The following is an 11,293-nucleotide window of genomic DNA, read 5'->3' as shown; positions in this document are numbered from 1 at the left end:
CCGGCGGACAATCCGCCGGGCCCCGCCGCTCTTCCTGCTCACGCCCGCTCAGGCGTCGAGAACCTGACCGGCGCGCTTCACGACGGGTTCCTCGACACTCCACGGGAAGTTGATCCAGTCGTCGGTGCGCTTCCAGACGTACTCGCACTTCACGAGCGACTGCGACTTCTCGTAGATGACGGCGGACCGCACCTCCGCCACGTGGTCGAGGCAGAAGTCGTGCACGAGCTTCAGCGTCTTGCCGGTGTCGGCGACGTCGTCCGCGATGAGCACCTTCTTGTCGGTGAAGTCGATCGCGTTCGGCACGGGCGCCAGCATGACGGGCATTTCCAGGGTCGTCCCGACACCCGTGTAGAACTCCACGTTGACCAGGTGGATGTTCTTGCAGTCGAGCGCGTACGCGAGCCCGCCCGCGACGAAGACGCCACCGCGGGCGATGGAGATGATGATGTCGGGCTCGTACCCGTCGTCGGCGATGGTCTGCGCGAGCTCACGCACCGCGTCGCCGAACTTCTCGTACGTAAGGTTCTCGCGCACGTCACTCATGCTGGATGTCACACCTGTGTCCGATGGAAATTGAGGAAGGAACGGGAGGCGGTGGGGCCTCGCTGTCCCTGGTAACGCGATCCGTACCGCTCAGAGCCGTAAGGCGCCTCGGAGGGCGAGGTCATGCGGAACAGGCAGAGCTGCCCGATCTTCATGCCGGGCCAGAGCTTGATGGGCAGTGTCGCGAGGTTGGAGAGCTCGAGCGTCACGTGCCCGGAGAAGCCGGGGTCGATGAAGCCGGCCGTGGAATGTGTCACAAGACCGAGCCGTCCCAGGCTGGACTTACCCTCCAGCCTGCTCGCGAGGTCGTCGGGCAGGCTGATGATCTCGTACGTCGAGGCCAGCACGAACTCGCCGGGGTGCAGGATGAACGGCTCGTCGCCCTCGGGCTCCACGAGCCGCGTCAGGTCGGCCTGCTCCACGGAGGGGTCGATGTGGGGGTAGCGGTGGTTCTCGAACACCCGGAAGTAGCGGTCGAGCCGCACGTCGATGCTTGAGGGCTGCACCATGGATTCGTCGTACGGATCGATCCGTACTCGTCCGGCGTCGATCTCGGCCCGGATGTCCTTGTCTGAGAGAAGCACGCACCGAGGATACGCAGAGCGCGCGGGCCCGCCCCAATCGGACGGTCCCGCGCGCTGTCGTTCTCCGTTCTCCCCCGCGCCCTCGCTACCGCTTCTGCGTCGCGACGGGCACGGCATGCCGCAATCGGGCGCATCGTGGGCAGCGGATGAGCCGGCCGGGTCCGAGCCGGTCGGCCTTCTGCATCGGGAACGAAGCAGTGCTGAACACGTGCCCTTCGGCACATCGGACGACGGTGTGGTCCATCAAGTCCTTGAGTCCCTTCCCCAAAGCCGTGGTTGAGCTCGTAGCTCGCCGTGCTCCGCTCGCGAGCGAGACGGCGACGAAAGGCCACATTACGGGACGAATAGGGCGCCCCTCCAGGCGGCACTCCGGCCACTCACGGTACGCCCCAACTCCCGCGCCCCGCAGCGCCATCCACGCCCCGGACAGCACGCAGGCCCCGCGGCAAAAGCGCCCGGGGCCTGGGATGAGGTAGAGTGTGCGACGTTACGACACCGCCACAGACGGCGTCTTTCGCGGGTGTAGTTTAGTGGTAGAACATCAGCTTCCCAAGCTGAGAGTGCGAGTTCGATTCTCGTCACCCGCTCCACAGTTGAAACAGTTGTTGAAGCAGTTGAGGCCCAGGTCAGCGACCTGGGCCTTTTTGTGCGCCCAGTTCCTGAAGGACCGCGCCGAGTTGCTCGGCGGTCAGGGCCGCCTCGGGCAGTCGGGGCGCGGCCGGTGTGGCGCGCAGGCCGTCCAGGAGCAGGGTCAGGGGGCGGTGCCAGGAGTTGGGGGTGGTCGCCGCCGTGAGGGCCGGGATGGCGCGGCCCAGGGCCGCCAGCGCGAACAGGACGTCCTCGGTGGTGGCGTCCGCCCGGACCGTGCCCTGCTCGCGCCCCCGGCCGAGCAGGACGTCCATCGTCTCGCGGTTGTGGGCGTGCACGGCCTGCAGCGCCTCGACGCCCTCCAGGTGCGTGGTCATGAGGTCGTTGGTGCCGCGGTCCGCGGCCAGCGTCACGAAGACAGCCCGGAGGTATTCGTTCAGCGCCGCCCACGCGTCCGGCGCCTCCCGCGCCCGCTCCCCGGCGGCCATCGTCCCCGTCAGGACGTCGCGGAAGACGGCGTCGACGAGGGCGGCGCGGGTGGGAAAGTTCCGGTACAGCGTCGCGTTCCCCACACCGGCCCGGCGGGCGATCACGTCCAGCGGAGCCTCAAGACCCTGCTCCGCGAAGACCTCGCGCGCCGCCCCCACCAGGAGATCCCAGTTGCGTCGCGCATCGCGTCGCCGTGGGGGCGTCGCACGGTGTGAGCCGCCGGTCATCGTCACTCTCCCTGCCCAACGGGGACCACTCCCCGGCAGGGATGCTATCGGTGGGCGATGTCAGCCGAACTGGCCCGGCTGGTAGTCCCCCGCCGGCTGCTGGACCATCACGTTCACCCGGTTGTAGACGTTGATCAGGGCGATGAGTGACACGAGGGCCGCCAGCTGGGTCTCGTCGTAGTGCTTGGCGGCGTTCGCCCAGGCCTCGTCCGTGACCCCGCCCGCCGCGTCGGCGATACGGGTGCCCTGCTCGGTGAGCTCCAGGGCGGCGCGCTCGGCGTCCGTGAACACCTTGGCCTCGCGCCAGGCGGCGACGAGGTTGAGGCGCGTGGCGGTCTCGCCCGCGTGCGTGGCGTCCTTCGTGTGCATGTCGGTACAGAATCCGCAGCCGTTGATCTGGCTCGCGCGGATCTTCACCAGTTCCTGTGTCGCCGGGGGCAGCGCCGAGTCGGCCACGACCTTGCCCGCCGCGTTGATGTGCTTGAGGACCTTGCCCGCGAGCGGGCTGCCGAACAGGTTCAGACGAGCTTCCATGGTGATCTCCTATGCCGGTCCTGATGCTTCCACCCCTACGACGGATGCGCTCGGCAAGATGTGACAGCGGCCCCTTACCGGTGAGGTGCGCGTTACAGTCGGGTTTTCCTGTGAGTTCAACTAAATGGGGGGTTTTCTCATGGCACTGTTCGGAAACGCGCACACGATCGATCCGATGACCGCGCAGCAGGACTACGCGCGTCTGCTCGGCCACGGCGAGCAGGTCCAGGCCGCGTTCCTGCTGATCCGCGACACCATGCTCTTCACCGACCGCCGCCTCCTCGTCGTCGACAAGCAGGGGATAACCGGCAAGAAGGTCGAGTACCACTCGGTCCCCTACCGCAGCATCACGCACTTCGCGGTGGAGACCGCCGGGCACTTCGACCTCGACGCCGAGCTGAAGATCTGGATCTCCGGCTCCCCCGCGCCCATCCAGAAGACCTTCACCAAGGGCGTCGACATCTACGAGGTGCAGGCGATCCTCACGCAGTACGTGGCGCGCTGACGCCCGTCGCCCTACGAACCTCCGTGGTTCGTAGGGCGAGCCCGCCCGGCCTCAGGCCGTGGGCACCCGGTCCAGGAAGCCGTGCACGGTGCGGATGCGGCCGTCGTCGGCGAGCGTGATGACGTCGAAACCGGCGACAGGCGCGGAGCCGTCGGCGGCCGACACCAGTTCCCAGCCGAATCGTGCGATGTGGTGGTGGCCGTCGACCGGCCCCGTCCGGCGGAACTCGAAGCCGGGGAACTGCTCATGGGCCCCCGTGATCACCGCGGCGAGGGACTCGTGCCCGGCGACGTCGGCCAGCGGGTCCGTGTAGCTGCCGTCCTCGCTCCAGGCCGCCGCGACGGCTTTGGCCAGGTCATCGGCGCCCTGCGCGTTCCAGGCCTCGAAGTAGCGGGCGACAGCGGTCTCGTACGCGGAAGTGTCGTGTGCGGACATGGCGGGTGCCTCCTGCGGCTCGGTCATCCAGGTCGTTCCTTCGATGCCCTGAGCTTGCCGTGCGGCCCGGATCGGGTCGATTACGTCAGGGGTAATGCCGGGCCAGGAGCGCCGCACGCCGCCTTCTCACGCGCGGGCGACTGTGCTTGCCTAAGGAGCTGTTTCGGTTGCCTGGACGGGAGTTGGCGTATGCGCAAGCCGTGGGTCGGTGCGGTGCTGGCCGCTGTGCTGCTTCTCGGCGCGTGCGGTGACCCCGGCTCCGGGGGTGCGTCCGCCGACGCTCCGGAGCCGCCCGCCGTGCGGAGCTCCGACGCCGGGCGGAGCGAGCCCGCCGCCGAGCCGTCCGCCTCGCGGCCCTCCTCGCCGCCCTCGTCCACCACCCGGCAGCGCGCCGCGAAGAAGCCACGGCGCGCGGGCGCCCCGAAGGTGCTCTACCTCGGCGACTCCCTCGCCATGGAGAACCAGAACGTCCTCGGCGAGTTGCTCCGCGCCGACCTCGGCGCGCGCTACCGCAGTGCGCCCTACTCCGGCACCACCCTCTGCGACTACCTCGACGGCTCCGGCGACGACTCCCTCGTCCCCGACAAGGACAAGGCCGCCGCGCTGGTCCGCGAGCAGCGGCCCGACTACGTGGTGCTCCAGTTCTGGGGCAACGCGTGGGGCTACACGCCCTGCATGGACGGCATCACGTACGACAAGGCGCGACAGAAGTACTTCGACCGGTACGCCGCCGATGCGAGGGCGCTGGCCGCGCAGATCCACGGAGCGGGTGGTTCCGGGGCCGATCGGCCCCGGATCGTGTGGGTCCTTCAGGGGCCCGACCCGATCACGCCCGATCGCGTGCGGCGCGTCAACCAGATCTACGCGGCGCAGGCCAAGGCCTCGGGTGATGTCGTAGCCGACGCGGGCCGTACTGTCGCCCCCGCCGCGGATCGCTACACCTGGGTGGAGAAGCTTCCGTGCACCGCGTACGAGAGGTCCCACCCGGCCTACTGCACGGATTCTGGCCGCACGGCCTTGCACCGCGGTGACGACTACCTGCACTTCTGCTTGGCACCGACCACGCCCAAGTCCCGGCCCTGCCCCGCCCGTTCACCGGGTATCCGCCGCATGGCCGCGGAGATCACCCGGGCGGTGGGGGCTGGGGGGTAGCGTCCCGGTAGCTTTCCGCTGCGGGTGCGTCGTGGCTTGTCGCGCCGTTCCCCGCGCCCCTTTAGGGCGCGGTCAGCTCTCCGTCCGCTGCGGCCCGCACGAAGTGCGCGAAGGCACCGGGGGAGAGGGTGAAGACGGGGCCTTCGGGGTTCTTGCTGTCGCGTATGGCGACGGTTTCGTTGCATTGGGCTTGGGCGAATTCGATGCAGTCGCCGCCTGTGTTGCCGCTGTACGTCGACTTACGCCATGCGGCGCCGTTGAGGGGGGCGCATTCGATGCATTCGCCGCCGGTGTTGCCGCTGTACGACGACTTACGCCACTGCACGCTGGGCAGGTCCTGACTGGTCGCCATAACTTTCCTCCATCACGCGGCTGATCAGCTCCGCCGAATCTCCCTCCGAGAGGGCGGCGGCCTGCAAGTTAGCGTAACGGCGTGCGGCTTCGCGGACGGTTTCCGGGTGAGCGGTTGTGTGGCCGGAGATGAGGTCCTCGGTGTAGACGAGATCCGGCTCATGGACGAAGCGCAGTGCGGTGAACGACCCTACTAGGCCAGCGTGTTCACCTGCTGAGTACGGCAACACCTGCAAGCCGACCCAGCGCCTGTTGGCAACATCCAACAGGTGGGCGAGTTGGTTTCGCATGACGCCGAAGCCGCCGATGGGTCGGTGCAGCACAGCCTCGTCGAGGATCACGATCGACAACGGCGGGTGTTCACGGTCCAAGATTCGCTGACGCTCCATTCGCGCGGCGACCAAGTCTTCAAGCTGGCTCGGCATGCCAGATGCCAGAACGGCCCGTGCGTACTCCTCGGTTTGCAGTAGCCCGTAGACCAGCTGGGCCTGGTACGTGGAGAGATGGGTCGCCTTCGCCTCCATCTCCGCAAACGGCTGAAACCACGTCGGCAGCTGGCTCTTCAGCACCAGCCCCACCAACCGCGAAAACACCCCGTCAGTCCCCAGCGCCGCATCCACCCGCTCGGAGAAATCCCTCGTCGGCACCTTCTTGGCTGTCTCGATCTGGCCCACGAGTGAGCCCGTACAGAAGATGCAGCTCCCCAGCTGTCCCTGTTTCAGCCCCGCCGCTTCCCGCAGGCGCCGCAGTTCCGAGCCGTAGTAGTCCAGCGGCGACGCGCTGGGGTCGAGGTCGCGGATGTTGACCATGCGTGGGGCACCCCCATAACCAACGCCTCGCGGCGTTCAGTTCAACTCGTAGCCCAGCGTAACCAGCCGACTCCACGCTGGTGACATGAATCACGTAACTCCCCCGCCGCCCCTGCCCGTTCGCGGGACGTACCGGATGAGCCTCACGCTCGGTGAGCACTCCGCACGGCATCTGCGGTTCATCCTGCGGGCCTATCTGGGGAGTTGGGGCATGGGCGAGTTGCGCGACTGCGCCGAGCTGGCCCTCACCGAACTCGTCACCAACGTCGTACGCCACGTACCGGACCGGCACTGCGAGCTCCTCATCCTGCGCCGCCCGCGGGGCCTGCGGGTCGAGGTCGCGGACCGGTGTCCCCGGCTGCCCGAACAGAGCGCGGGCGAGGAGTTGGCAGAGGGCGGACGGGGGCTGCTCATCGTCGCGGCCGTCACCGACCGCTGGGGCCACGAGCCGCGGGCGGACGGCAGCGGCAAGACGGCCTGGTTCGAGTGCGACGCCAAGGGCGAGAGCACGGAGCCGGGGCCCACCCGTTCGGCCTAAGCCCGCTCGCGAGGCCCGTAGCGCTGTCACACGCTGTGAATTCCTGATCGACGAAGAAAGGGTGCCCATGAGCAGCGGAGCGAGCAACCCCCGGGCCACGAGCCCCTGGGCGTCGGGCGGCACGATGTTCGCGGGTGTCCTGATGCTGGTCAGCGGCATCCTCGGCATCCTCGAAGGCATCGCGGGCATCGCCAAGGACGACGTCTACGCACGCATCGGCGACTACGTCTACAAGTTCAACCTGACCACGTGGGGCTGGATCCATCTGATCCTCGGCATCCTGGTCGTGATCGCCGGCTACGGAATCCTCAAGGGCGCGACCTGGGCCAAGGCAGTCGGTGTCGGACTCGCCTCGCTCTATGTCGTCCTGCACTTCATGTGGCTGCCGTACCAGCCGATCTGGGCGCTGATCGCGATCGCCATCGGTGTCTTCGTCATCTGGGCGCTGTGCACGGACCACTCGGACCGTGACGACCGCCATGGCGGCCCGGGGGCGCCGGGCGGCTGGGAGCCCCGCAAGACCTCCAGCGGCCCCGGCCCGTTCGCCGAGGGCTCCGCCGGTGCCGGTCCCCCCGGCTCCGGCCGCACCCCGCCTCCCACCACCTGACCGACAGCGAGGCGCGGACTGACCCGGAGGGCCCATGACCGACACGACCACGTCCGGCCAGGGGCCCTCCCTCTGGACGCCGCAGGCCCGCGCCCTGCTGCCGATCGTCCTGCCCGCCCTGCTCGTCGGTGTGGGGTCCAGCCTGGTCCTGCTGCTGCTCAGCTTCATCGCCGAGCGGTTGCAGGATCTGCTGTGGGACGTGCTGCCGGACGCGGTGGGGGTGTCCGGTACGTCGGCGGGGTGGATCGTCGCCGTGCTCACCGCGGCGGGGCTGGTCGTCGGGCTGATCGTGTGGAAGGTCCCGGGGCATGCGGGGCCCGACCCGGCGACGCTCGGCCTGGTCGATCCGCCGCTGCCGCTCCGGGTGCTGCCCGGCATCGCGCTCGCCGTCATCGTGGGGCTCGCGGGCGGGGTCAGCCTCGGCCCGGAGAACCCGATCACGGCGATCAACATCGCCCTCGCCTACACGCTCGGCATGGCGGCCATGCCCCGTACCCGGGCGACGGACTGGATCATGCTCGCCGCCGCGGGGACGATCGGCGCCCTCTTCGGCACGCCGGTCGCCGCGGCGCTCATCCTCTCCGAGATCGTCATCGGCAACGACCCGCGCCCCCTGTGGGACCGGCTGTTCGCGCCGCTGGTCGCGGCGGGCGCGGGGGCGCTGACCACCGTGCTCATCGCGCACCCCACGTTCCAGATCGACGTCGCGCCGTACGACGGGCCGCACTGGGGCGACATCCTCTACGCGATGATCATCAGCACCGCGGCGGCGGCCGTCGGACTGTGCGCGGTGTACGCCTTCCCCTACCTCCACCGCGCCTTCCGCCAGCTCGGGCATCCCGTGCTGATGCTGACGGTGGGCGGTCTCGTGCTCGGCGCCCTGGGCGCGCTCGGCGGGCATCTGACCCTCTTCAAGGGCCTGGAGGAGATGAAGGAGCTGACCGCGGACGCCTCCGCCCACGACGCGGGCAATCTGCTGCTGCTCGCCCTGGTCAAGCTTCTCGCGCTCTGCGTGGCCGCGACCTGCGGCTTCCGGGGCGGGCGGATCTTTCCCGCGGTCTTCGTGGGCGTGGCGCTCGGCATGTTCGCGCACGCGCTCGTCGACGCGGTGCCGCCCGCCCTCGCGATCACCTGCGCCGTCCTCGGGGTGCTGCTCGCCACGACACGGCAGGGCTGGCTGAGTCTGTTCACGGCGGGTGTCGTGGTGATGGACCTCGCCGTGCTGCCGATCCTGTGCGTCGCGGCCCTGCCCGCCTGGCTGCTGGTGACGGGACGCCCGGACATGCTGATCGAGGAGCCGGAGGAGGACCGCGCGCAGCCGGTGGGTTGAGCCCCGCGCCGGGCCGGGCCGGGCAGATGACCCGGGGGCCGTCAGCCGTCCGCCGTCAGCCGCCCGCCGTCCGCCGTCAGAACGGCGCCGGTCCTCCGTTCGCCGCGACGGCGTCACGCACCGCGCGGACGAACGCGTCGATGCGCGGGGTGCCCGCGGTGGCCGTACGCCAGATCAGCGCGACGTCGGCGGACGCGACGTCGTCCAGGGGCACGAAGACGATGTCCGGCCGCGCGTAGTACTTCTCCACGGAGGCGACGACCGGCGACACCCCCTGCCCGGTGGCCACAAGCGTCATCAGCTCCTGGAAGCCGGCGACGGACGGGCCGCGGCGGATCGCGAGGCCGCTGGGGGTGCGGGGCGGGATGTGGAAGTCCCACCAGTAGGCGGGCGCGCCGTTCACGACACCGAAGAAGGTCTCGCCCGCGCACTCTTCGAGGGAGACGCTGTCGCGCCCGGCGAAGCGGTGGCCGAGCGGCACGGCGAGCCTGCGGGGTTCGTTGATGACGACGGGCCCGACCGTGAGGTCCGGCTCCTCGACGGGCAGGCAGGTGAACAGCACGTCGGCGTCACCGCCGCGCAGCGCGCCGAGCGGGTCTCCGTACTGCGTCTCCCGCATCCGCACATCACAGCGCGGGCAGCGCTCGCGGAACGTCTGAAGGATCGCCGAGGTCAGCGAGCCCGCGCCCGACCCGAGGAAGGCGACGGTCAGTTCGCCCTCGACGCCACGCGCCACGTCCTTGGCGCGGGCCACCGCGGCCTCCATCCGCAGGTGCAGGGGCGCCAGGTCCTCGTACAACTGCCGTCCCAGCGGGGACATCTCGACCTTGCGGCTGGTGCGCTCGAAGAGCGGGGCGCCGATCTTGCGCTCCAGCTTCTTGACGGTCTGGCTGACGCGGGCCTGGGAGAGGAGGAGGCGGTCGGCGGTGCGACCGAAGTGGAGTTCCTCGGCGAGCGTCAGAAAGGTTTCGAGTTCTTGCCGTTCCATGCCGTGCCCCACCCCGCCCGCCCGTGCCGACATCCCGGTCTGACCTGCATCTATAAGCCTGAGCGTGCCGATCGTTTCACGGATCGCCGTTGATCGGGGGGTGGCGGGGGCGAAGAGTGAAGGAGTCCGGTCGACGGACGCCTCACACCCTCTCAACCACCTGGGGATTCAGATGCTTTCGCGTACTCGTGCTTCCGTTGTCGCCGCCACCGCCGCGCTCGCCCTGACGGCCGGCCTCGGCCTCACCGTCACGGGGGCTCACGCCTCGGGCCCGAAGCCCGGCCCCGGGTCTTCCGGGCCCGCCTGGACCGCTGCCTGGGCCGCGTCGCCGCAGCGCGCGAGCACCGGCTTCAAGCCCAACTGGTCGGAGGACGGCTTCTCCGGCCAGACCCTGCGCCAGGTCGTCCGCGTCACCGAGGGCGGCGACAGAGCGCGCATCCGGCTCTCCAACGCGTACGGCACGTCACCGCTGCACATCGCGGGGGCGACCATCGCGCGGACGAAGAAGGGGGCTGCGGTCGAGGAAGGGTCGGTGCGGCGCCTCACGTTCGAGGGGAGGCGGTCGGTCGCGATCCCGGCGCACGGTCAACTCTCCAGTGACGCGGCGGGGTTGCGGCTGAAGCCCTTCGAGTCGGTGACCGTGACCCTGCACCTGGCCCGTACGACGGGGCCCGCGACGTTCCACGCGCAGTCGTTCGCGACGAGTTACCGGGCGGAGGGGGATCGGCTCGGGGAGGCCGGGGCGGAGGCGTTCGACGAGTCGACGGAGTCCTGGTACTTCCTGTCGGGCGTGGACGTGGGCGTGGCCGGTGACCGTGCGCGGCGCGGCGGGAACGGCATCGTCCTCTTCGGCGACTCCACCACCGACGGGTTCGCCTCCTCCACCGACCTCAACCGCCGCTGGTCCGACGCCCTGGCCGAGCGGCTCGCCAAGGCGGGCACGCCACGGCCCGTCCTGAACGCGGGCATCGGCGGCAACCTCGTCCTCAACGACTCGGCCTGGTACGGGGAGCGGGGCACGGCCCGCTTCGGGCGGGACGCGCTGGACCTGCCGGGGGTCGGCACCGTGGTCGTCCTCGAGGGCCTGAACGACATCGGGTTCAGCGAGAGCGACACGCCCACGTACAAGCCTGCTCCGGAGGTCAGCGCCGATGAACTCATCGCGGGGCACCGGAAGTTGATCCGGGCGGCGAAGGCCAAGGGAGTGAAGGTGGTGGGGGCCACCTTGCTGCCGCTGGGGGGCTCGGATCATTACGGGGAGCGGGCCGCGAAGGTGAGCGACGAGTTCAACGAGTGGGTGCGGACTTCTGGGGAGTACGACGCGGTCGTGGACTTCGACCGGGCGCTGGCTGATCCGGCGGACGGGGAGCGGATTGCTCCGCGGTTCGACAGCGGGGATCACCTGCACCCGAATGACGCGGGGTATGCGGCCATGGCCCGCGCGGTGGACCTCGAAGCGCTTTAGTCCCCGACCCCGCCCCTTCCCGAAAACTCGCTCGGCGCGAGGGCCTGCCCCCTGGGCCCTGGTGGGCGTCATCACCGGCTTCGCCGAGTTCGTCCTCAAACGCCGGACGGGCTGGAGATTTCCCCGGCTCGGGGAAATCTCAGCC

General features: G+C 69.7%; 13 protein-coding genes, 1 tRNA gene and 1 pseudogene. 7 read left to right on the top strand and 8 right to left on the bottom strand.

Going from position 1 to position 11,293, the window contains the following annotated elements; genetic code table 11:
- Positions 1-48: 48 nt before the first annotated feature.
- Positions 49-546: a phosphoribosyltransferase gene (locus ACWGIH_RS43030; RefSeq protein ID WP_453451690.1), complete on the bottom strand. Its 498-nt coding sequence runs from the start codon at positions 544-546 to the stop codon at positions 49-51.
- A gap of 8 nt (positions 547-554) precedes the next feature.
- Positions 555-1,130 (bottom strand): dCTP deaminase, encoded by a 576-nt coding sequence (gene dcd / locus ACWGIH_RS43025; protein ID WP_453451689.1) that lies wholly within the window; start codon positions 1,128-1,130, stop codon positions 555-557.
- 516 nt (positions 1,131-1,646) lie between these two features.
- On the opposite strand from dcd, the gene ACWGIH_RS43020 reads away from it, so the two are divergent.
- Positions 1,647-1,720: transfer RNA gene (locus tag ACWGIH_RS43020), tRNA-Gly, on the top strand.
- A gap of 36 nt (positions 1,721-1,756) precedes the next feature.
- Here the strand turns inward: ACWGIH_RS43020 and ACWGIH_RS43015 are convergent.
- Positions 1,757-2,434, bottom strand: a complete 678-nt coding sequence (locus ACWGIH_RS43015; RefSeq protein WP_453451688.1) for a TetR/AcrR family transcriptional regulator — start codon at positions 2,432-2,434, stop codon at positions 1,757-1,759.
- Positions 2,435-2,494: 60 nt separating this feature from the next.
- Positions 2,495-2,968 carry a carboxymuconolactone decarboxylase family protein gene (locus tag ACWGIH_RS43010; RefSeq protein WP_453451687.1) on the bottom strand — a complete coding sequence of 158 codons (474 nt, stop codon included), beginning with the start codon at positions 2,966-2,968 and terminating at the stop codon, positions 2,495-2,497.
- Positions 2,969-3,107: 139 nt separating this feature from the next.
- Between ACWGIH_RS43010 and ACWGIH_RS43005 the strand changes: the two genes are divergently transcribed.
- Complete coding sequence (locus ACWGIH_RS43005; protein WP_453451686.1) at positions 3,108-3,473, top strand: PH domain-containing protein; 366 nt, start codon at positions 3,108-3,110, stop codon at positions 3,471-3,473.
- Between the two features lie 51 nt (positions 3,474-3,524).
- Here the strand turns inward: ACWGIH_RS43005 and ACWGIH_RS43000 are convergent, their stop codons facing one another.
- Entirely contained in the window at positions 3,525-3,908 is a 384-nt protein-coding gene (locus ACWGIH_RS43000; protein WP_453451691.1) for a nuclear transport factor 2 family protein, read from the bottom strand.
- Between the two features lie 189 nt (positions 3,909-4,097).
- Here ACWGIH_RS43000 and ACWGIH_RS42995 point away from each other — a divergent pair, with 189 nt between their 5' ends.
- Positions 4,098-5,060, top strand: a complete 963-nt coding sequence (locus ACWGIH_RS42995; RefSeq protein ID WP_453451685.1) for an SGNH/GDSL hydrolase family protein — start codon at positions 4,098-4,100, stop codon at positions 5,058-5,060.
- Positions 5,061-5,121: 61 nt separating this feature from the next.
- On the opposite strand, the gene ACWGIH_RS42990 is transcribed toward ACWGIH_RS42995, so the two are convergent.
- Complete coding sequence (locus tag ACWGIH_RS42990) at positions 5,122-5,412, bottom strand: DUF397 domain-containing protein (RefSeq protein ID WP_453451684.1); 291 nt, start codon at positions 5,410-5,412, stop codon at positions 5,122-5,124.
- A complete protein-coding gene (locus ACWGIH_RS42985) occupies positions 5,372-6,220 on the bottom strand; it encodes a helix-turn-helix domain-containing protein (RefSeq protein WP_453451683.1) in 849 nt (282 codons plus the stop codon). The genes ACWGIH_RS42990 and ACWGIH_RS42985 overlap by 41 nt, the downstream gene beginning before the upstream one ends.
- 85 nt (positions 6,221-6,305) lie before the next feature.
- Here ACWGIH_RS42985 and ACWGIH_RS42980 point away from each other — a divergent pair, with 85 nt between their 5' ends.
- The 3 genes and pseudogenes from ACWGIH_RS42980 (at position 6,306) to ACWGIH_RS42970 (ending at position 8,695) form a co-directional block, all read left to right on the top strand.
- On the top strand, positions 6,306-6,758 hold the full coding sequence (locus ACWGIH_RS42980; protein WP_453451682.1) for an ATP-binding protein: 453 nt from the start codon (positions 6,306-6,308) through the stop codon (positions 6,756-6,758).
- Positions 6,759-6,825: 67 nt separating this feature from the next.
- Positions 6,826-7,224: pseudogene (locus ACWGIH_RS42975) on the top strand (DUF7144 family membrane protein); the annotation flags it as partial.
- 175 nt (positions 7,225-7,399) lie between these two features.
- Positions 7,400-8,695, top strand: coding sequence for an ion channel protein (locus tag ACWGIH_RS42970; RefSeq protein ID WP_453451681.1), 1,296 nt, complete (start codon positions 7,400-7,402; stop codon positions 8,693-8,695).
- 76 nt (positions 8,696-8,771) lie between these two features.
- Here ACWGIH_RS42970 and ACWGIH_RS42965 read toward each other — a convergent pair whose 3' ends face one another.
- Entirely contained in the window at positions 8,772-9,683 is a 912-nt protein-coding gene (locus ACWGIH_RS42965) for a LysR family transcriptional regulator (RefSeq protein WP_453451680.1), read from the bottom strand.
- A 172-nt stretch (positions 9,684-9,855) separates the two neighbouring features.
- Here ACWGIH_RS42965 and ACWGIH_RS42960 point away from each other — a divergent pair, with 172 nt between their 5' ends.
- The gene (locus ACWGIH_RS42960) at positions 9,856-11,148 is read left to right on the top strand and encodes an SGNH/GDSL hydrolase family protein (protein ID WP_453451679.1); all 1,293 of its coding nucleotides are present in this window, start codon (positions 9,856-9,858) and stop codon (positions 11,146-11,148) included.
- The last annotated feature ends 145 nt before the right edge of the window (positions 11,149-11,293 follow it).

The sequence above is a fragment of the Streptomyces sp. NPDC054872 genome (genome assembly GCF_053610705.1).
This window is presented reverse-complemented; position numbering and strand designations above follow the sequence as displayed.